The sequence below is a fragment of the Cerasicoccus frondis genome, assembly GCA_031296915.1.
Lineage (GTDB): Bacteria > Verrucomicrobiota > Verrucomicrobiia > Opitutales > Cerasicoccaceae > Cerasicoccus > Cerasicoccus frondis.
The window spans coordinates 126529-146351 of sequence record JAVDPC010000018.1 but is presented as its reverse complement, the minus strand read 5'-3'; the positions used below and the strand labels follow the sequence as shown (position 1 = coordinate 146351).

The 19823-nt window shown below is 46.8% G+C and carries 21 protein-coding genes; 10 read left to right on the top strand and 11 right to left on the bottom strand.

Annotation, left to right across the window (positions count from 1 at the left end; translation table 11 throughout):
* Positions 1-187 precede the first annotated feature (187 nt).
* Positions 188-2518 (bottom strand): ATP-binding protein, encoded by a 2331-nt coding sequence (locus RBB63_RS14840; protein WP_309385749.1) that lies wholly within the window; start codon positions 2516-2518, stop codon positions 188-190.
* 180 nt (positions 2519-2698) lie between these two features.
* Entirely contained in the window at positions 2699-3421 is a 723-nt protein-coding gene (locus tag RBB63_RS14835; RefSeq protein WP_309385748.1) for a hypothetical protein, read from the bottom strand.
* A gap of 771 nt (positions 3422-4192) precedes the next feature.
* Between RBB63_RS14835 and RBB63_RS14830 the strand changes: the two genes are divergently transcribed.
* The gene (locus RBB63_RS14830) at positions 4193-6523 is read left to right on the top strand and encodes a type IV secretory system conjugative DNA transfer family protein (protein ID WP_309385747.1); all 2331 of its coding nucleotides are present in this window, start codon (positions 4193-4195) and stop codon (positions 6521-6523) included.
* 57 nt (positions 6524-6580) lie between these two features.
* Complete coding sequence (locus RBB63_RS14825; RefSeq protein WP_309385746.1) at positions 6581-6907, top strand: hypothetical protein; 327 nt, start codon at positions 6581-6583, stop codon at positions 6905-6907.
* A 27-nt stretch (positions 6908-6934) separates the two neighbouring features.
* Here RBB63_RS14825 and RBB63_RS14820 read toward each other — a convergent pair whose 3' ends face one another.
* From RBB63_RS14820 to RBB63_RS14800, 5 genes are all read right to left on the bottom strand, one after another.
* On the bottom strand, positions 6935-8221 hold the full coding sequence (locus RBB63_RS14820) for a hypothetical protein (protein ID WP_309385745.1): 1287 nt from the start codon (positions 8219-8221) through the stop codon (positions 6935-6937).
* Positions 8222-8296: 75 nt separating this feature from the next.
* The gene (locus RBB63_RS14815) at positions 8297-9340 is read right to left on the bottom strand and encodes a hypothetical protein (RefSeq protein WP_309385744.1); all 1044 of its coding nucleotides are present in this window, start codon (positions 9338-9340) and stop codon (positions 8297-8299) included.
* A 9-nt stretch (positions 9341-9349) separates the two neighbouring features.
* The gene (locus RBB63_RS14810) at positions 9350-11308 is read right to left on the bottom strand and encodes a hypothetical protein (RefSeq protein WP_309385743.1); all 1959 of its coding nucleotides are present in this window, start codon (positions 11306-11308) and stop codon (positions 9350-9352) included.
* Positions 11301-12353 (bottom strand): BadF/BadG/BcrA/BcrD ATPase family protein, encoded by a 1053-nt coding sequence (locus RBB63_RS14805; RefSeq protein WP_309385742.1) that lies wholly within the window; start codon positions 12351-12353, stop codon positions 11301-11303. The genes RBB63_RS14810 and RBB63_RS14805 overlap by 8 nt, the downstream gene beginning before the upstream one ends.
* A 631-nt stretch (positions 12354-12984) precedes the next feature.
* The gene (locus RBB63_RS14800) at positions 12985-13599 is read right to left on the bottom strand and encodes a tyrosine-type recombinase/integrase (RefSeq protein ID WP_309385735.1); all 615 of its coding nucleotides are present in this window, start codon (positions 13597-13599) and stop codon (positions 12985-12987) included.
* Between the two features lie 125 nt (positions 13600-13724).
* On the opposite strand from RBB63_RS14800, the gene RBB63_RS14795 reads away from it, so the two are divergent.
* Together RBB63_RS14795 and RBB63_RS14790 are read left to right on the top strand one after the other, a co-directional pair.
* Positions 13725-13865, top strand: coding sequence for a hypothetical protein (locus RBB63_RS14795; RefSeq protein WP_309385720.1), 141 nt, complete (start codon positions 13725-13727; stop codon positions 13863-13865).
* A 4-nt stretch (positions 13866-13869) separates the two neighbouring features.
* Positions 13870-14454 (top strand): hypothetical protein, encoded by a 585-nt coding sequence (locus RBB63_RS14790; RefSeq protein ID WP_309385718.1) that lies wholly within the window; start codon positions 13870-13872, stop codon positions 14452-14454.
* Here RBB63_RS14790 and RBB63_RS14785 read toward each other — a convergent pair.
* From RBB63_RS14785 to RBB63_RS14770, 4 genes are all read right to left on the bottom strand, one after another.
* Entirely contained in the window at positions 14396-15097 is a 702-nt protein-coding gene (locus RBB63_RS14785) for a hypothetical protein (RefSeq protein ID WP_309385713.1), read from the bottom strand. The genes RBB63_RS14790 and RBB63_RS14785 overlap by 59 nt on opposite strands.
* 47 nt (positions 15098-15144) lie before the next feature.
* Positions 15145-15648 carry a hypothetical protein gene (locus RBB63_RS14780; protein WP_309385707.1) on the bottom strand — a complete coding sequence of 168 codons (504 nt, stop codon included), beginning with the start codon at positions 15646-15648 and terminating at the stop codon, positions 15145-15147.
* Between the two features lie 93 nt (positions 15649-15741).
* Positions 15742-16080 carry a hypothetical protein gene (locus tag RBB63_RS14775; protein WP_309385702.1) on the bottom strand — a complete coding sequence of 113 codons (339 nt, stop codon included), beginning with the start codon at positions 16078-16080 and terminating at the stop codon, positions 15742-15744.
* 306 nt (positions 16081-16386) lie between these two features.
* On the bottom strand, positions 16387-17094 hold the full coding sequence (locus tag RBB63_RS14770) for a hypothetical protein (RefSeq protein ID WP_309385698.1): 708 nt from the start codon (positions 17092-17094) through the stop codon (positions 16387-16389).
* Positions 17095-17352: 258 nt separating this feature from the next.
* Between RBB63_RS14770 and RBB63_RS14765 the strand changes: the two genes are divergently transcribed.
* The 6 genes from RBB63_RS14765 to RBB63_RS14740 all read left to right on the top strand — a co-directional run bounded on the left by RBB63_RS14765 (position 17353) and on the right by RBB63_RS14740 (position 19608).
* The gene (locus RBB63_RS14765; RefSeq protein ID WP_309385696.1) at positions 17353-17568 is read left to right on the top strand and encodes a hypothetical protein; all 216 of its coding nucleotides are present in this window, start codon (positions 17353-17355) and stop codon (positions 17566-17568) included.
* Entirely contained in the window at positions 17565-17789 is a 225-nt protein-coding gene (locus RBB63_RS14760) for a hypothetical protein (RefSeq protein ID WP_309385695.1), read from the top strand. Before RBB63_RS14765 ends, RBB63_RS14760 begins: the two co-directional genes overlap by 4 nt.
* 54 nt (positions 17790-17843) lie before the next feature.
* Positions 17844-18104 carry a hypothetical protein gene (locus RBB63_RS14755; RefSeq protein WP_309385693.1) on the top strand — a complete coding sequence of 87 codons (261 nt, stop codon included), beginning with the start codon at positions 17844-17846 and terminating at the stop codon, positions 18102-18104.
* A gap of 216 nt (positions 18105-18320) precedes the next feature.
* The gene (locus tag RBB63_RS14750) at positions 18321-18848 is read left to right on the top strand and encodes an antirestriction protein ArdA (protein ID WP_309385688.1); all 528 of its coding nucleotides are present in this window, start codon (positions 18321-18323) and stop codon (positions 18846-18848) included.
* A 20-nt stretch (positions 18849-18868) separates the two neighbouring features.
* Positions 18869-19321 carry a JAB domain-containing protein gene (locus tag RBB63_RS14745; RefSeq protein ID WP_309385683.1) on the top strand — a complete coding sequence of 151 codons (453 nt, stop codon included), beginning with the start codon at positions 18869-18871 and terminating at the stop codon, positions 19319-19321.
* On the top strand, positions 19318-19608 hold the full coding sequence (locus RBB63_RS14740) for a hypothetical protein (protein WP_309385676.1): 291 nt from the start codon (positions 19318-19320) through the stop codon (positions 19606-19608). Before RBB63_RS14745 ends, RBB63_RS14740 begins: the two co-directional genes overlap by 4 nt.
* The last annotated feature ends 215 nt before the right edge of the window (positions 19609-19823 follow it).

The window sequence follows — 19823 nt, the reverse complement described above, 5'->3', positions numbered from 1 at the left end:
CTGACTCAGCCTGCTTTTTCTTTCATACATTGCTGCTATAGTAAGAACTTTTTCAGTCCTTAGCTAGGTCAGCCCCTAATAATTAATTTGAGATCTACCTCTTCCTCTATGCGCCTGCGCTTTGATTCCGTGGGGAACTTCGATTCGCCACCAGTATTATCATCAATCCAATAAATTTCTTTCATGATTATTTAGGAGTTGGAAATTCCACTTTCAGGCATGTGGACCACCCGCCTTCTGGTTTAACAAAAGATGCTCTTCCATTTCTATTTTCCAGAATTCCTCGAATAATCGATAAACCAAGGCCAGAACCCTGCCCCAACAATGTACGGTCTTCTGTCGCAATCTTTTCCTCAAGAGCATCATACATACTATCAGAAGGATCAGAGACTAAAGGAGAAAAGACATCGTCGTATTCATGTTCATCCAAACCAATTCCAGTATCCTTAATCTCGAGACAGACCTTGCCATGCGAGCGATATGAACAGAGCTCAATATTTTTAGTTACTCCTCCCGCAACCACAGCTTTGATCGCATTCGAGATAGAATTTAATATAATTGCTGCAAGCTCACCCTTTAACATTGGCCCTACCAGCATTCCTTCACCAATTTGGGTCGAAATGTCGATTGAATAGCTTTTGCAAACACGGCCAAACCTAGATATAGCCTTTTCAGCTTGCGTGGCTAAATCTAACTTCAGGGCAGAAGCGCCACGGTGCAGAACGCTCATTTCATTCGTTAAATCACTAAGTATCTTTAAGTTTTCTTTAGATATGTTTATAGAAGATAAAATGCTTTCGCATTTAGTTTTTAAATCATCATCAAAGTCACTTAGTGCATAATTCAACTCTTCCGAAAGCGATCCAAGTGCCTGCATCAGATATCTCACTTCGTGATGGTAGAGCAGGCTTAACGTCGACGTAGACGCAACCAGCTGAAATCTTAGTATGTCAGCTTTATTGGTCTTAATCTCAGACTCAAGCAAGGATGTCGCAGAGGCCAACGCATCGAAATCTTCATCCCGAATATCCTCAGGATGTTTTTTGAACTTTGTGATGCTTTTTCTAACAAAACGAATAGCAGCCTCAGACTGCTTAGCTTTCTCAATCGGAGTTCCTCCACTTGCCTTCTCCAATTCCTTCCTCCGCTTCTCGCTCTCTATTCGAGATCGCTCCCTCAAAGCATAATCCCGCCAGATCATAGCCCAATCGATTGCATATCGCGTGAACCTTCTTAAATCTCGGAAAGTAGCATTCTCAATAAAGCCTTCCCTATCAGCCTTAGGCTCAAGGCCATTCTGCGAAATGCCAACGTCAACTGAACCCAAAAAGCTATTGTTGGCAAGCAAGCTTAATAGGACACGCTTCGGGTTAATATTCCGGTTTCTCGCCTTTAATGCATTTGCAAAATCGATCAAGTCTCCTTGAGGCGCCCCTAGTCGCCGCGCCTTATCACGCTCAATATTCAACCAATCATCTTCTCGGTCTCCGTAGGGATAGACACGCATTCCGTTAATTCGAAGCTGAACACCTCCCCAATCGTTTAACAGCTTTCGCAATTTACCAGGTGTCACTAAATTTTCATCACGATTCCAATTTCGCTCATCAACAAAAACCGCTAACTCCAATGACACATTAGTGAGGTTCGGAAATACCTCCTTGCTTGTGTGCGTTTGAGTTCCAACAGGTGTTTTCGCGACTAGCTTGCATTCAGCAAAACCACCTTTAATGATTTTCGCACTGAGCAATGCCCAGCCAGCATCCATAAGCTTCCCTCGCATGTCGATAGCACTCTCGCCTTCGTCTTCATCGACTAGACCAGCATATACGTCTGCAATAGCATGACCGTGCTCCAATGCAGGTGCATCAAGATATACATTAAAACCAGGATCGCGCTCGTACCCCCTCCTCTTCGTTTCTACATTTGCGCTTAATGTCGCCAATTGACGCAGAAGATAATTATAACTCCGGCGATCTTCTAACGTATACCATTCAACATTCCGGTGGCCAGACATTATCAACTTTAGACCAGTTTGACCAACAGACTCAACACTTCTGGACATTTCGACCTCTACCTGACCAATTTCCTCGCCCGGAGTGAACCTATTCCAATCTATCTTTAGCGACACATGTTCAAATTTTTTCCCTTTCCTAGAACATGATTGTAATTCGACAGCAGACCCCAATCGCCTCACGCAAAATCGCCCTATTCCTTTGCTCCCGGTAACTGGTCGTCCGAATATTTCCGAACGTGTCTTGTTTTGTTTATGAGTAGTGCCAATGCGCATCCAATATTGCTGAAGCTGCTCCAACGTCATTCCTGAGCCATTGTCTGAAACCTCGATCTCAGGTCCTCCCTTCTCACCAGTCCTTACAGTGACATGAACTTCGGTAGCATCTGCATCATATGAGTTTTTTACCAATTCTGCCAATGCTACATGGGGAGTCGTAACAAGACGCTCACCAAGCTCCTGTAGCAGCGCATTATCAACAGAAAAGCGAGTTTGAAAGTTTGCCATAGTGTAGATCAAAAAGTGACAGATTTTGCACGAAACAGGTAGAAAATCTAGTTAAAATTAGGGCAACTTCCACCCTCAGAATTAACCAATCCTTAGAGCAATGATTTAGCGTGCCTAGTCGGCTTCTGTCCATCGACGATCCGAATTTCCAAGCGGAAATCCAAATCTGGAATTGCTATCTCAAACTAGATGACCAGTGAGCCACTCAATAATTGTAGATGCTCCAAATTTGCCACCACGGCGCCCGAGAACAACGACAAAGCCCAAGCAACCTATAATTAATGTATAAATGCGTGGCTCAGGAACCAACGTTCCTACCTCGCCCTCAATTTGAAAATTTCCTGCGGCTATGATTCTACGTGTAAAATCCGGATCAACCGCTTCATCGGCCAGTGTCACATAAAACCTTGAGTCACCGGCCCCTCCAGTCAGTAACCAGCGTATGTCAGAATTTACATTGTCTGACGTATTCCATTCTCCATCCCTAACTCCCAACCAGCACACTCCCGCGTCAAGCAAGAGCGGCGAATCTAATGCAGTGGAGACAACAAACGCCTCACTCGTATTGCCAGCAACGCTAACGTCCCCGATGGATGAAACCGTTGCAGCAGGATCATATCCTGTCGCAATAAGAGAACCTGGAACACCAGCATCCAAATCATAAACAGCCCACCCCAGCCCCATCCATCCGTCAATTGAACCAATTGCGCCAGTCCCGCTATCGGTCACCCAGACGTTAAAGCCTGTTATGGTGTATTTTTCTGAAATAACAAAATCGTCAGCAACAGCCGTTGAAAGAGGAACGGTCGACTCAAAACTCCCAGTCTGATTGAAAAGCAACCCAGCAGATAAGCCATTGGCCACGATTCCCCAAAATACGATAAATATACCTTTAGCAGACATCACCTACTTTGATTTAGGACCATTGCCTGGAGCAGCCTGATCCGCAGGCGTCAAGACATGGGATGAACGACTAGAAGGTGCAGGTCTGAACTGATCTTCTTTGGCCTTAACCGTTTCGCCATCAATCACTCTGAGTTGATTATATTGATGACTGGCAAGAGCTGACCGGTTTTCACTTACCCAAATCCTAACCTTGGTTAAAGCTGCAATTGGATCACCGCTAAAGGTAAATTGAGACTTCAAATTCAGGTTTCACTGTCATGAAGAACAAAACGATTAATTTAGGTTCTATGGAAACATCAATTAGTAGCTTTTCCCCTTAAATTTGATGGGGATTTACAAATTGACAGTTTCACAAATGAAACACTGCTGCGCCCACCTACCTCCGCGATAAATTTTATTATCAATTACAATGAAAATACCTGAAGATTTACTTATTATGCGTGACACCCATTAGCAGGCAGAAAATGCTATTCCATGCTACGCCGACTAATTCTGCTATTAATCGCTGCCGTCTTTGCATGGCACCTATCTCCATATTTGAGCAATATTGCCCTGTTTGGCCTTGGGTCCATTGATGATATCGCCGCATTCATAGCACCATACGACCTCACCGATCGCACTACTGACTTTTACGTGCAGTTTGTCATCTGGCTCATCGTGATCTGGTTCATCCTTGGGCCAGTTAGCACCCTGTTTTTCGGATATCTAGCCCCACATTCGCGGCGATTTAGCGAAACCCGGCTTTATCGCCGCATACAAGGCATTGGCATGGAGGGCATCTTCGTGATCATCATAGCGTGCGTGCTGACGAGCATCTTTGCTTTTGTGCCTGGGCTGAACCAACCTGCGTTTCGGGAGTTACTATTGTTTTATACGGGCAAAGAGGTAGATGATGAGCATGGCAAAATGCTCATGCAGCTTGTCTACGTTGAGGAATCAGAAGAGACACGCTCACTCATGGAATCAGCCTTGGTCGCGGATAAAGCCCTTCAAATCCGCGATGGTAAAACCGTGATCGTGAAAGAGGAACCATTTACCAAAACCATCTATCCCAGCGACAGCGATGCTATCCAGCAGTATCTGCTGGAAAACGGTCTACTGGATATCATCGAAACACTAAACTGGCAAAAATACTTCCTGCGTGTTTCCGTGCGAGACGGCTTTGGAATTCAAGATCGTCATTTCATCGTGGATCAAAACCGCAACGAGCCCTATGACCAATCGGCAATCCCGACCAGAGCCGATATTGGCAAAGGTCTTATCAGTGAGCTCGAGAGTATAGAATCACTAAATGCGCCACGGCTAACTGTCACCAAGCTTCCCTACAAACGCCGTTCAACTACTCAAGCGGGCTATCAGGAGGAGCTTGATATCTACAATGGCGTTATGGAGAGAATTTACCCGCAGATCATTGATCAAGTCCGGGCAATGCAGAGACAATCCAAGCCCAAGCAAGTTCAGCAGACACGTGAAGTGATCGTTTCTGGCAGAGATGAAATCGATGCAATGATAGATGACCGCATTTCAGCGATTATTGCCATTTTGCCAGAGAGTCGCCCGAAGCTGTTTCTGCATCTCTGGTTCGCATCGCTCCGGGCCCACTTCGTTTGGATCATGATTGTTTCGGTCACCCTGGGCCTGTTGATCGGCTCAACGCTTAAGCCACTAATTCAAACGCTCTACATGCCGGTCGTGCGCTTCTTTGATCACGGACGCATGGGCTTTGGCGGCGCGGCCCGCTTCGCCAGCTACATCGAAGAATGGAAATACCTCAAATCCCAAAATAAGAAAGGCATTCTCTTGGGACGGTCCATGTATAACCCTTACCTCGATCTTGCGATGGATGATGACCGCCATATGCTTACCATTGCAGCTTCGCGGGGCGGCAAGGGAACCACGGCGATCATTCCCAATTTGCTTAAATGGGAAGGGAGCTGCATTGTGATTGATCCCAAAGGCACGAACGCTGCAGTAACAGCGCGGCGACGCAAAGAATTGGGCCAGAATGTCTATGTAATCGATCCCTTTGGAATTACAGACCACGAAGCCTCCAGCTTTAATCCTCTCCAAGGCCTCGATCCAGACAGTGACACAATACGCGAGGACATAGACATTATTGTTGATGCATTGGTCGTTCTAGAACCAGATAAGAAAGGCGATGACCATTGGTCACAAGGCGCAAAGACCATCATTCGCGGTTTTCTGGCCCATATCATCAGTCATGAGGATTTTGCGGATCGCGTTTCCATCAACACCATCCGCGAATTCTTTTCCTACGATGACGATCAGCGCGTCGCCCTGCTAGCCCAGATGAGTATGAATTTCTCCGCTGGCAACATCGCCCGAGAAACATCCGCGCGCGTTATTACCGGCATTCAAACCGATGAAATGGCAAGCATCCTCTCGTCAGCCAATGCACAAACCGAATGGCTGGCGAGCAAGGCGATTCAATCATCACTTTCGACTGAAGCGAATTTTGACTTTGGAGAAATCAAGCAGACCCCAACAACGATCTATCTAGTGATCCCGCCCGAGTACCTTAAGGATCATAAACGCTTTGTCCGCTTATTCATCAATCTGGCGATACGTCAGATGTATAAAGGTGGCCGCTCCAAAATCCCGGTGCTTATGATGATTGATGAATTCCTTTCATTGGGCCGCATGGAAGAAGTTGCGAACGCCTTCTCACTGGTCGCAGGATATAATTTAGTCCTTTGGCCCTTTGTTCAGGAAATGGGCTCATTCCAGAAGCTTTACGGCAGCGAGGTTGAAGCATTCATCGGCAACAGCCGAGCAGTCCAAGTCTTTAGCGCCAGCGACAAGCCGACGGCTGAATTCATCAGCGAGCGCTTGGGTTCGCGCTCCTTGAAGGGAGGCCTTGAAGCATCAAGTTCAGGAAATTTGCCTTTGCGCTCATCCAGCGATGTCCGCCTTGAACTCGATAGTGAAATGGGAAAGCAATACATCCTCAGAGCTGGTAAATTCCCACTGTTGCTCGAGAAAGTGCCTTACTTCAGAATTTCTTGGTGCCAAAAGCTCTTATCGAAACTTGGTATTAAGTTTAAGCGCCCCTACGACCCGGATCCAGACTACAAATAGGAGCCCCTAGAAGCTCTTTGTTTTGACATTGAGTAACAAATCAATTCGCTTTGCCTTATGTCTGGTAACGCCAACTCTTCAGCTCAGAAGCGGGGCCTCAACCCGGTTCAACCCAAGCGTGACTTTAAAGAGACACAGCCAGACAGAGAGAAGGAGTATAAGCGTGATCTTTCCAAAGAGCAGCTAGTCACCAAACAGCAGCTACAAGCCTTAGAAGCTCAACGTGACCAGAGAAAACAGCCCAAGCTCACCCACGAGATGAAAGGTCCATTGGGCCAATCAGTCAGAGATGAGACGGATCGCGAACTAGAAAAGAAAATCGCTGCGATTAAGACCAAGCTGAACAGTAAAAAGGTTCAAAAACGCTTTAACCGTTCGCGCTAATCCAAAACGCCGAACTAAGCTGCAATCCTATGAGCGCGAGGTTAGCCTCAATTGGTCTTTCAAAAAATTAGCCTCATTGAGGTCGATTTCATCAGCCTCACCAGCCACTAGACTATCGATGCGGTTTTGCGCTGCCACTGAAAAGCACAGATCGGCGAGTAGATCGCGTTTCTCTTGATTGGTAATTTCCGACAGCGATCCCCCACTTTTAAGTCTAAACTTTTCCAAAGCTACCTTTGCCGCTTCATGGTCGTTTGCGGAGGCCAGATAGAGCCATGCGAATGCTCCATTATCGTCCAGCATCGAAATCCTGATGGCTGGATGATTTCTTCCAAGAAAGCACTGCGCAGCAGGCATTCCCTTAAAAGCTGCTGCTCGAACCAAGTCCAGACCTTGATCCTGACCTCCAAGCAATAACATGACGCCATATATATATACTGCCTTCAAATTACCGTCTTTGAGCGCCGCAAGGACAATATCTGGGTTGGTTTTTGCAAAAGCTGATAGGTCTGCTATCGCACCATCCCTGATCAGTCCGTAGGCAAGCTCAACTTCCCGATGTTTCAGGTACCGCTCACGAAGCAGCTGGTAATCATACCGGAAATTTGTAGCTGAATCCTGATCCTCTGAGCTCAGCCGAAAATAGCTGTAGACACATTGCCTGGAGAACATGCCACCTGTCCCATCTCGTCCCAGAATCTCTTTATTGAATTTCTCAAGGTATCCTGAGGCATTGCTGGCGTAATTCAGCTTTATCTGAGAGATCGCTTCCACATACGAAATGTCTGGATTCCACCTGAAACCATAATGGCGCTCAACCTGGCCCCTGTTCTTAAAGCGCAGTATTAATCGCAGGCCGAAATCTTCCGGCGTCATGGCGCGCACCTGATTATTGACGATAGTGGTGACCGTTCCCATTTCGCTCGTTGGTCCAAATAGCTCGCTCATTCGCCTGTTCGCCATCGACCCAACGACCCCCTGCATGTATGCCATACCCGGCCATTCCGATGGGCTTTTGATAATGTTCGTAACAACCAATGACTGAAGATAACTGGCGTATTCACTTTGAAACTCAGCCGTGTGGTAATTCTCATTAATGTATTGCTCAGCATCCTTCTCAAACTGCTTGTAGACTCGCTCCAGATCAGCAAAGGCGGGGACGAAGCTCCCCTCAAATATAGCCTTGGTGATGTCATTCGTTGGAACATCCAAAGACTTCGCCTCTGCGAGAATGCGATCCAAGGCTGATTCCGCCCGCAATTGAGACACAGAAATCAATAGAGCAAGCGCCAAGAGTATAAATATGCCTTTCATTCGAATAACGCGACTGTGCAATCAGAATGTATCAACGCAAATTCCGATCAATTGAGCTAATAAACTCACTAACCACTACCGCTTAGAATCCAAATTTTGCGTCACATATCTTAGTATACTAGATCCTTTCTTATTCTCTGACAAAAATAGAAACAATCGATAAAGAACCTCTGGGTCTTGACCGTGAAAGGTAAGCATGAGGCTCCGAATAAAAGACTGCGCCGATGAACTATCAATATCATCGAACTGCGGATAATCTACATCATGCAGAGCCCGTTCTAATAATCTTAAACTTGTCTTGTTAGGGAACAACTCACGTAGCTCATCCCGAACATCCGCTTCTGTAACAAATGCATTTGCTCGATCAGCGCTATTGTCTTGAACTAGTCCGAGATTATTGAACCCAGTTGGAAGCCCTTTCTCACTCAATGCAAGGCTTATCCCCCTAATAACAACACCCCTTTCTGACTTGGATTCAGTTTGCAGTTTGGCGGCAAGCAACTCCTCTAGAGTCTTAATCGTAAAATCTTGGGAACCTCTGAGCTCTTCTAGCTTCGTGCAGATAATGTCCCATCCCTGGGACTGCTTGCTAGTTTCCCTCAAATGGATCAATGGATTCAAAAAGGGGCCCGCACCAGGTATACTTGAGAAAAAACGAGAAACCGCGCCAAACCAGTCTTTTCTTTCACTAAATTCCATAAAAATTGTCTCCATTTTGTTAGTTTGCTTACACTTGATTGAGTAGTCCTGCTTTCCTTTATCTTTGACCCGAAACGACACTGTCCACGGATAAGCAAGTGGTGGATCTCGGAAAGATTTCGAGCGAAGGGTTGTGGGAATGAAGGACTGCCCCGGCTCCCTGAACTCGCAAAGCTTTAATTGATAGCTGGATTCAATAGGAAAACTGACCACTTGCTTCGTTTTGCTAAATAATCTGCACTCAATCTCTCCTTCGTCGTCTATATAGAATATATCGCAAAATTTCTTATTCTTATCTGCTGACCCAAAAAAAAGTTTAACACCAGGAACGGCCTTCACCTCATCGTCAAACTCAAGGCAAGTAACATGATATGCATCAGGATCGAACGAAATCTTTTGCCAAATTGAATAATTGTTCATATAAATTAATTATAGGATGTAATCATTGAGTAATTTTACAGTTTCAGATTTGAACTCATCTAGAGAGGGCACCGAAAACGCATTCGTAGAGCTAAAGGCCGTAAAAATCGCATCAATAAATTTTCCGTCCTTCAATTTATTAATTTCCTCTACGACTACTCCGATCTGCCTTTCTCGGCCCAGGAGAGCACTAATATTTAGGAATATCGTAAAAGCACTACGCTCAAATTCAATGTAATCGAGGGCTGCACCGAGAAGCTTGTCTTTGAATTCTTTATCCCGAAGAGTATCCTCAGAGACCACTATAGGATCAAGCGAGTCAGGCCGATAACCGACTGTGCACACTGGCTCATTATCATCCCAAGCCAGCTCATATAGCAGCAACAATACATTCTGAACTAAATCTACTTTAGCTTTCTGATGCCTCCATCGAAGAGTGATCACGGGCCCCTCTCCGCTTTTGTCAACGTCAACGCAAAAGACCGCCCCCTCATCCTGAAAATATCGTCTATACCATGCCAGCCTCAGGAATGGCAAGTTTAACGCATCCCCCCCCATCTTTTCGCCCAAACCTGGAGATTTGTATGATTGCTCAGACAGTAGAGTTCCTATAGTATTAGGAAACTCTCCCGACGTAAGATCATAAACCATTGGCCTTCCCCCTCCAACACTCTCCAGCCTCTTGCGCTCACCTTCTACAGCTATCCCAACAGCACCGGAAAACTCATAGACATACTTCTCGATATCAAATTCCTTATTTAGTATCGTTATCAGATTCTCAATAGCATTTCTAATCAATTTTTTGTTATTAAGGTTTTTATTATCAACAATGCTTTTAAATTCATTAGACTGCACGTAGTTGATTGCGCTAAGGTTTCTTTCTATCCTTTTATTATCTTTGAATCTAATAAAATCACCAAAAATATCCTCAGATAATTTATAGGCCGCATGAACTTGCCTAAACCCTTCGTGCTCGAAGAGATTTTCCCCTTCTCCAACGGTAAGTTCTAGAAAACCGCCAGCAAGCTCATGAAAAGCAGAGCCCATCGCCTTTAGCTGACTAACAATGAACGCCCTTTCTGAAAATATATCACCTACCATCCGCTCATAATAGGCAAAATAGTAAAGAGTGATTCCATGCAGAGTATAATCAAGTTGCTTTTGATAGTTATCTACATCCAAGAGTGGCCCCAAGTAGCCATGTATATCATACTCGATTACTGCTCTGGTCTTAGAATACAACATAGGAAGTGGAAAGGAGCGGTCCAATTTTGAAGGCTTCTGCAATATCCATACTAGAATCGACAGATTAAGCGCGTCGGAATAATTATTTTTCGTCTTGTCTGGGCGCTGGCCATTCAATTCAGAGCACATTTTGTCAAACCATTCGGAAGCTTGTGCAGGTCGCCTTTCAAATAGGACCTCGTGGCTTAGCAACCTATCCTCAAAACTAGAAAGCAATTTTTCGTTCTCAAACCGTAGGCTGAATTCATGAATCTCCTCTTCTACAGCTGAGCTTAATTCTCTAGCTTCATTTTTATTCAACCAACGTACCGATTGATCCTCTCTAGCTTTTTTAAATTTATTTAAGAGCCTATAATTCCGCCGTTGCAGATTGGAGAAGAAGTTGTTTTTCCAATCCAGAAACTCGCCCTGAGCTCCGGGCGGGAGGCAAATGCATTGAAGATTTTGCAAAGCAGCGCGGAAATAGGGTGAATAGTGAAGAATGTCTTTTATTTCATTTGCTCCAGTTTCATCTGATTGAAAAACATAATTGCTAAATCCCGTCGACGGAAATGCAGTTTTTACAATGTCAAAATCTATCAAATGAACAGGTCGGTAAGGCCCATCACTCCCACTCGGGAACTTTTCAACATTATCAGCAAATCGATTTGCGGCCTGCGAAAATGTATCGAGCCCCCTTCCGATTCTATTTGGTATTAGTTCGTTATTTAATGGCTTAGTCATTTCTCAATTTATCAGCAAACGGTGGCCGCTTAACATTTTCACATATTTTTTCAACTTGAGATCGTTTGGGCTTTCTTAGAGCACCCGTCTTCGAGTTAGCTAGCGAAAACAACAAAGCCCCTAGCGCAGGCCTCAGCACACATTCCTCCGACTGGCGGATAGCCTGCCTCTCTGCCTCTTCTTTCTGTGCGATCTTAGTCAGCACAACATCACAAAAAGCTGGATTATGCGCAAAAACCCCACCCGCCAATAGAATTGGCATATTCGTAGAAGGCTGATCCGAAAATACACCGATTGTCCTGCTATGCTGTTCAGCTAAAAGAGCCGCTGCATTTTCTACGATCCTTATGGCTGCCTCATCATTCGCCTCATAAGCAGAAAAAAGTGGGATAGTCAAATTGCTGACAACCTTACGCCAGACATCCATCCCCTGGAAAACATGCGATAGATGGTTATCAGTTCGCCTTTCGATTGTCCCAGATAATGAAAACAGAATTGGACGGAGATCAATCCGTCCTTGTGATGATCGGTCCCTAATAACATTGCAAAGTTCTCTCCAAATGCTGTTTGCATATGAAATTTCGGGATAGTTCACATCTGTTCTCTGTAACCACTCAATAACCTTTTGAGTTAGAATTGATTCTATTCCTTTTGTCGTTTGGTATTCGTAGCCAATTGAACGAAGCACTTCTCGCCCCATCCAATAGCCCGAACCATCATCCCCAATAGATGGTCCGTGTCCACCGATTCGATGATGATTAAGCTCGCCGCCCCTCTCTTCCAAAGTATAAGCGAGTGATCCCGCGCCAGAGATAAGCATACTTCCAGATATGTTTTCAAAATATGGACAGGCAAGAGAGAGATACATTATTTCAGCGTCACCAGTACAAATCCACCTTGCTGGCCTAAATGGTAATGTTTCCAAGAACTCAGGAAGAAAAATTGTTCTATCAGTTGCATAAGAAACACCTGAGATGCCAATACAAACTTGCAGGTCATGCTCCCAACGGTCTCGGTTTATTTCACCAGATAAAAGTTCAATCATCAAGGACGATAAACGTGACCTCAATAAATCACGATCCACAGTGTGAAACGCCAGTGATTGGTTGTTTTTCCTAACGCAATTTATCAAGTTCCCCTCATCGTCGCTTAAAACAGCAACGACTCTTCGCAGGCCGACTCCCTCTATTCCAACATGATAAATCACAACAACACAGGTTAATAATCAATTTCTACGTTCATTTTTTTGATGCAAGCCCAAAGTCACCCCTCCTCCCAGGAAATTAATCCTCATGAAATTCAGTAATTTATCGCCAACTAGCAGAGAATGAACCTCAAAACTCCGTGCTTGAAAACCCAATACCATGCCGGTTTGTAGAGTTTCCATACAAAACAGAATAAAACGACCAAGTTGAATTTGGACATAGAATTCAGCAGAGACCAAGATTCATGGATAGATGGCTTCAATATTTAACCACCGCGAGCTCCTACCGGGTAAATCAAGAGCGAAAACTAGGACGACTTCGGCTACCTTGGGAACTGTCTACCCCCCCTGGCGCTCGATCAAAAAGCCATATTCACTGAGAACACTTCTGCCCTAACTTCTCTATGCGTAAAATGACCTCTAGTATTTGCATTCTAACCGAATACGCATTTGGTTAAATATAGCTCCAACCCTAGTATTCATCAGGATTTCGGGCAAGTGCTTTTTGAGATAGCGATAGCTTTTCCCATCGCCTTTCAGCATAGGCTCGTTCCTCTGCGCCAGTGAAATCCAAGTAGATCGCAGTGTTCTCCATCCTAGCATGGCCAAGCCATGTCCGCAGGGTGCTGAATTTTACACCATCTTCGGTATTCGAGGTCGCGAAAGTATGGCGAAGCCCTCTCGTGGTTGCACGTGAACCTGACACATGAATACGCGTCATTGCTTTTTTAACAATATTTAGTCCGGTCTGGCGACAGAATTCCCAAATTCGGTCATCGAGTCCAATTTGATTTTGCTCGATCAGTTCCGCGAGCATCGAAGCCAGATCGCTAGGCATTGGCACAGCACGAAAACGGACCTTCTTACGCTGCTTGAGTGTTCGGAAGACGACCTTGCCTGCACTAAAGTCAATATTTCTGGGCGTTAATGAAATTACTTCGGTAACACGCCCCCCAGAATAGAGCATCGTCACGCAGAAAACACGCTTCGCGAAGTCATCCATGCGATGAACCTCTGCCAAAAATGCGGCTTCTTCGCCGCCGGTGAGATACTTCCGCTCACCTATAGAGTCGAGCAACTGGCTCAATGTTACCACCTCACTTTAACCAAATGCGTATTCGGTTAAAAGCATAGATTACCCAATCCACTCAAAATCAACAACATGCAATCGCATGCGTCGGTTTTCACTGACCACTGCACTTCTTTCAAATCATGGCGAAGAAATACGAGAAAGTCGGCACCGCCGACATCTACCGCGAGAAAAAGAATAACGAAGGATGCTTCCAAATCATTGGAGCAGTCGTCGTCATACTCGTGGTTTTATTCCTGATCGGCGCCTGCTCCTCGAAATAAAACGATGAAGACTCACCGCTTTTCTATCAAGGTCCCGCTACTTTGCATCGCGGTAACGGCATTGCTTGCAGCTATAGCCCACGCACGCGATTCCGGTGACAATACCAGCGCAACAATTCCCTCACAATTGGTTGAAGATGGTCGCGGTGTTCTATGGGTCGAGCGGGGAAACGATAACCGCCATCCTGGGGATTTAGCCGCTGGCCTGTCACAACGCCCGCCTTACTTCGTGATCTATGTTTCAACGACGGACGAATATGAGAACCGCGCAATTGATCACGCGCTTAACCTCGCAGAGTGGTTCAACGATCAGCCAGACGGCCCCAGAAATGTACCGGTCGTGGCGTTCAAATCAAAACATAACACGCATTTTTACTTCTTGGTCTATGGGCTTAAGTATAACCACACAGAACACGCACCTGATGGGCAAATGGGCCCACAGGCCACCTACAAAGTTCGCGAACATGCGATCCTAGACTACCAGGCTTCCGGGATTTTATGGAATGAAGGCAAATATAAGTTTATGCCAATCAAGACGGTGACGGTGGTCCAAAATCAAGATCGCTCTGCGGAACAGCGTCATCCGTGAAATCTTCGTTGAACTCCAGATTTGACAGGATGCGCTTGAGTTCAGCCGCATCAAGAGGAGGCAAATTCTCAAAGCCGATGTTTTTTGCAGCATCGAGTTTCGCAAGCTCATCTCGCTTTTCATCAAGTATGCTTTCAACATCTTCAGCCTCAGCGTTCTGGCTGCGTCCGTTCAAATTGTTCTCATCGCGAAGTGTTTCAAGCAGCACCAGCAATTCGTCAGGTGTGGCGTCAGCAGCCACCGGTCCAAGTAATTCAATCAATCTCTGACGCTCATCGGAGGATACGTCATCTGCAATGGCGTCGATCATTTCATCAGCTTCTATGGCGAGAGCGAACGCTTCTTCGGCCAGGCGCAAGGCTTCAGCGCGTTGGACCTCCAGCCGTTCGATTTCCTCCTGAATTTCTTCGATTCGAGATTCTAACCGGTCAATGAAATCGCGTGTGCTCTCAAGCTCGCGGATCAATTCATCACGGCGCTTATTACGATCCGTATCGTTTTCAAGGCGGGCTCTGGCATCATCTATGATCATTGTCCCGGACAGAGGCAACTCGTCAGCATCAAGATTACCTGCTGACACCATCAATTCCAAGGCCTTGGTGTCCGTACCGCTAGCCATTTTGTTAAACAACGACTTTACCATCCCCGCTATTGTAGCGCAGATGGGTTAATCAACCGTAAATGGTATGGCTAAACCATACGCCGCCCCTTAGCACGTGACCTTGAACGCGCATCCTGCAATTGATCACGCAAACGACTATGTTCGCTTTCAGCCTGGTCGATGAAACGCTGTTTCATACCAATGAAATAATCTTCCAAAACGGCGCGCTGGCCGTCTATGACGCCACGCGCCCAATCTTCACCTGTGCGTTTGGCCTGCTGTTCCAACTGCTCAGGTGACGCTTTTGGCTTTTCAGAAACCGATATGCGAAGCAGTTGCATGGCGCTTTCTTCCTGAACCATTCGGGTAAAATTTGTCCGCTGGTTGATTTGAAGCTCTTTGGCGGCATCACGTCGAACGGCGCAAATACGCTCAAAAGCCTCGCGATATTTTTCAGGAAGCTGCGATACGCGCTTTTTCAATTCATCGTCGGTATATAGTGGTCTGTCAACGGGACTGGGGGCACTTACCAGTGAATTGAGTGTATGTTGATGCTCAGAGTTCTTGTCATCCTGTTTCTTGATTGCGCTCATATAATCTCATACGCATGACGATGCTTCTAGGACCGGACAAAAAAGCGACACCGTGATGGTGTCGCTTGAAGCTAGGTGTTTAGAGATTTGACTTCAGACTGAGCGGCTAGGTCCGTTCTGACGCTTTCTATCCATGCGCTCATTGACGCGCTTGTAATAACGATCAAGGTACTCATGCGGTGTGCACCGGTAGGTTTCGGTAAACATATCTTCGATTTGGCCGCGCGCTTCGATAGCAGGCACATTGCGGCCAGCGGCGAACCCAGCGGTCATATCCTGAAGACGGAAACGATAACGTCCGTTTTGATCGATAGCGTTTTTGAGGCGCGATGCCAGCTCACGCTCTTCAGAATTGAGCTTGATGGTCGGAACATCGGTCATTCCATTGGCCGGTAGAGGTGGCTTTTGCGATGGTTGTTGGGTCTGGCTCATATGTATTTGGATTACTGATTGATGGTCGATGCGCCTCGTGCCGCATCATTCATAAGACCATACGTTCTGTGACCACTCTTTGTCCGGGTAGATCGCATTGAGCTCAGTTTGATGGATTGGAAGGGGTAGAAACCAGAGTGCTATCGCTGATGGATGGGGAGAACTGCGCCCGACATAAACGAAGTAGAAAACTGGAGGGGCGTGCGCGCAATCGCCTTCAGCCCTCGTGTGTGGGCGGGGCTTCGGCGATTACGCACGGCAACATGGCATCACCGAGGCGGTAGTGTCCATTGCGGCTTGAAACGATCAATTGGTCTCCAATTGGGTGCTTTCTAAAGAGCTTTGACACCGTAAAGCTTTGCGATGCCGCTCCACGCAGAAGCAATTTCCCCTTTTGCCACGGCTCACCGCGAATTGCACCCTCAAAGAGCTGACTACAATTTCACCCTGCATCTGGCCCAGAGGATATTCACGTCCCTTGTAGCGCACGATCTGAAATGATGGATCGAAAGGCTCATTGTCGCTCAGTGGATCTTGACTGGAGCTGTGCAGCCTCTCAAAGCGTTTTCGTTCGCGGGCCAAAACACCCAACCGTTTAACATCCACAATGTGATCATCGGTTTCGTCTGGTAGAACAAAACGTCTCTCTTGATTTTCGCATTTAAACTCCCGCACATTAAGCTGACCTTGCTCAAAAAACCGCTGGCACTGATAGCGCGATAGAGACGCAAACCCCTCCCAGTTGGTCAATGTCTTGTCGATTCTTACTGCCCCCTCATCTACTCTCTTGGAAATGAGGAAAACGCACATAAGTGGCACCCGGATATGCCCCATCAACTCGCCATCCATTAAACACTGCCAGATGTCACAGACATCCACGCACCAATCATTCGCCAGTTCCGTCAGCGTATGAAAATTACGCTTCGGTAGTTTCATAATCACGTCACCCTCCTGTTTTCTCGTGATGGATTGCTTGACCGCTCCGGCCAGCGGCCCGTCAATGCCACAAATCATTAATTAATGTCAATAAATTATGTATACTTATGGTTGTATTCCGGAAATCAGCACCTGGCTTGCATACAAATGTATCCAGCCGATGCCCAACGAGTGCCCTACGGGTGCCCAATGAATGCCCACCCCACTCAATTCAGTTCCATATCGGGAAGTTGAGGCACGATCTGGGTGCCTCACGAATGCCCCACGAGCACCACGCGGTTACCATCCTTGTTCTGCCACACTGTCAGCAATCAATCAGAAAGGAACACCAAGATCATGACAGATGAAGAACGAACCATTCACTACGAGGATCTGCCAGACACGCAGGTCGATGTGCTCATTGCATTACCGCACTATGAGCTGGAAAGCTATCTCCGTGAAACACGAGCAATCATTGACAACGCGCAGATGATCCACGACCGACTACGCTCCGTGCGAATGGAGAAAATTCGTCGTGACTGTGCACGCCGCGCCAAGGCAGGTGACCAATGAGTGTCGATAACCGATATCAGAATGCGTTTGCGCTTTGGCTGGGCGAAAGTCCGCTAAATGCAGATGAACTTGATGCGCTACGCCTCCGTGCTTGGCGCGAACAAGGCATACTGATCACAGCAGTGGCAGATGATCGGCTGACCAATGCAGAAAAAATCGGACTATGCCGCATCGCGAACCGTCTTTACGGACCGAATGGCGCCGACCCTATTGCCGCATAGAAGATCGCCCACGGGAACGGGTAGAAGAAAACCCATCGACGAAAGGAACCAATCATGGGAAACCAAACATCCAACGCACCAATAGAGGTCATTCGTGACGGCGCAATCAAAGCATCCATCTGGAGCAATGAAAGCGAGAATGGCGAATTTCTCACCACAACCTTTGCGCGGACCTACACAGACGCCAACGGCGATCCGAAGGATACCAGCGGATTTACCGGACGTGACTTGCTGGTTGTCTCCGAACTGGCGCGCCAAGCATGGCTTGTAACCAACGCCATCCGGTCGCGTCAGTCTCCCTCCGCGGACCGCTAACGCAACGATTGGTGGGTGGTCTTGACTATTCCCTTGGCCGGACTACCCGCCAATCAGCCTGCCCCATAATGGCAACACAGAACCGGCCAGCGTCAATGGCCTTCCGCCGCCGCAAACGGCGGTCTCCCGAAAAGGCCATGACTGCATCTGGCCGAACCTGTGTTCGCCAGGAGCATCGGCTGACATGGGGTCAGCCATCAATGAAAGGAACAGACCATGACAACTCCACGCGCATACATCGCTTGTTTAGCCAGCTACAATGCCGGAATACTGCATGGCGGCTGGATTGATCTCGATGGCGCCGAAGAAATTGCTGAAGCCATCGAAAGTATCCTCAGCAATTCCCCGGAAACAGACGCCGAAGAATGGGCTATCCATGACCACGAATATTGCGGCAATTTATCTGAATACGCAGGACTGACTTGCTTGCAAAATATCATCGACGCTCATCAGCAGTGCGAACAGGACGGCATTGATTGGGAGCAGTTCATCGAGTTTTGTGACCACCTTGGTGAAGATTTGGAAGTCAGCAATATCCGCAAGTTTCAGGACGCGTATGCAGGATCAGCTAGGTCGCTTGTCGCATGGTGCGAAGAGTTCTTGGATGAGACCGGCCAGCTTTCAGAAGTCCCGGAAAATCTAAGATTTTATTTCAACTACGAAGCCTTCGCCCGTGACATGGAGATCAATGATGTCTTCACGCTCGATCACGGCGGCGACGTGCTGGTGTTCTGGCACCACTAAAGACAGAAGAGAGACTGAACTTGAAAATCTATGAAGGACGCATCGTCTATAATTTAATTGCTCAGGGGAAACAGGCATCCCTCGACACCCCAGCAGAAGTCGCAAAGTATCTGACCGGCGCATTCAATGATCATCCCTTACAGGAGCAGTTAATTGTCATACCGCTCAACCGGCGTAACCAGCCCTATGGCCGGTTCCGAATTACCATTGGAATTGCGCATTCCGCACCAATCCATCCGCGCGAAGCATTTCAAGCAGCGATACCTGCCGGAGCCAATTCACTGATTCTTAGTCATAACCACCCGTCCGGCAATCCCGAACCCAGCCATCAAGATATAAAAATCACTCGACGGCTCGCAGATGCGGGCAAAATCTTGGGCATTGAACTGATCGAACACATCATCATGGGCGACATAGAGGACGACCCCCACGGGCTTGGATATTACAGTTTCAACGAGGCAGGGCTATTGTGAGGGAATTGATAACTGATGACATTCCAGATACTGTAAAGGCAGCTCTACGCGGTCATCGACATCGAAAATCGAACGAGGTCTCGCTCAATAGAAAAAAATCAGCGCTCAACCGACCTACGAACTTCACCTCACGGACCGGGAATGCACTGCGTATTGCCGCACGCATTGTCACCCAGCACGGTGAAGACTATCTGCCGATCTTTCGGCGAATCGAAAAAGAGCTTGAGGATGAAAACGCTAAGCACGACGACATCGAACGCGCCCGTAGGGTTGCTGGAGCAGAATGATAATCGTCATACATTTTGGCATACATTTTGGGCAGACGGAGCAACGGTGAATTTAAAATACAGTGCAAAAACAATAACTTAGGATGTTAAACATTTTAGATCGATTCCCTTCGCCCGCTCCATTTTTTCCAAAATTTTCCAATCAAATTCCCTACTAACCCTTTGTTTTCTCAGCGTTTCTGTTGGGACGGTTGACCGGCAATCCTTTTTTGTGA

Excerpts from the sequence above, each read along its gene's own strand:
- RBB63_RS14840 (WP_309385749.1), bottom strand. The coding sequence starts at position 2,518 with ATGGCAAACTTTCAAACTCGCTTTTCTGTTGATAATGCGCTGCTACAG.
- RBB63_RS14835 (WP_309385748.1), bottom strand. The coding sequence starts at position 3,421 with ATGTCTGCTAAAGGTATATTTATCGTATTTTGGGGAATCGTGGCCAAT.
- RBB63_RS14830 (WP_309385747.1), top strand. The coding sequence starts at position 4,193 with ATGGAGGGCATCTTCGTGATCATCATAGCGTGCGTGCTGACGAGCATC.
- RBB63_RS14825 (WP_309385746.1), top strand. The coding sequence starts at position 6,581 with ATGTCTGGTAACGCCAACTCTTCAGCTCAGAAGCGGGGCCTCAACCCG.
- RBB63_RS14820 (WP_309385745.1), bottom strand. The coding sequence starts at position 8,221 with ATGAAAGGCATATTTATACTCTTGGCGCTTGCTCTATTGATTTCTGTG.
- RBB63_RS14815 (WP_309385744.1), bottom strand. The coding sequence starts at position 9,340 with ATGAACAATTATTCAATTTGGCAAAAGATTTCGTTCGATCCTGATGCA.
- RBB63_RS14810 (WP_309385743.1), bottom strand. The coding sequence starts at position 11,308 with ATGACTAAGCCATTAAATAACGAACTAATACCAAATAGAATCGGAAGG.
- RBB63_RS14805 (WP_309385742.1), bottom strand. The coding sequence starts at position 12,353 with ATGATTGAACTTTTATCTGGTGAAATAAACCGAGACCGTTGGGAGCAT.
- RBB63_RS14795 (WP_309385720.1), top strand. The coding sequence starts at position 13,725 with ATGGCGAAGAAATACGAGAAAGTCGGCACCGCCGACATCTACCGCGAG.
- RBB63_RS14790 (WP_309385718.1), top strand. The coding sequence starts at position 13,870 with ATGAAGACTCACCGCTTTTCTATCAAGGTCCCGCTACTTTGCATCGCG.
- RBB63_RS14785 (WP_309385713.1), bottom strand. The coding sequence starts at position 15,097 with ATGGTAAAGTCGTTGTTTAACAAAATGGCTAGCGGTACGGACACCAAG.
- RBB63_RS14780 (WP_309385707.1), bottom strand. The coding sequence starts at position 15,648 with ATGAGCGCAATCAAGAAACAGGATGACAAGAACTCTGAGCATCAACAT.
- RBB63_RS14775 (WP_309385702.1), bottom strand. The coding sequence starts at position 16,080 with ATGAGCCAGACCCAACAACCATCGCAAAAGCCACCTCTACCGGCCAAT.
- RBB63_RS14770 (WP_309385698.1), bottom strand. The coding sequence starts at position 17,094 with ATGATTTGTGGCATTGACGGGCCGCTGGCCGGAGCGGTCAAGCAATCC.
- RBB63_RS14765 (WP_309385696.1), top strand. The coding sequence starts at position 17,353 with ATGACAGATGAAGAACGAACCATTCACTACGAGGATCTGCCAGACACG.
- RBB63_RS14760 (WP_309385695.1), top strand. The coding sequence starts at position 17,565 with ATGAGTGTCGATAACCGATATCAGAATGCGTTTGCGCTTTGGCTGGGC.
- RBB63_RS14755 (WP_309385693.1), top strand. The coding sequence starts at position 17,844 with ATGGGAAACCAAACATCCAACGCACCAATAGAGGTCATTCGTGACGGC.
- RBB63_RS14750 (WP_309385688.1), top strand. The coding sequence starts at position 18,321 with ATGACAACTCCACGCGCATACATCGCTTGTTTAGCCAGCTACAATGCC.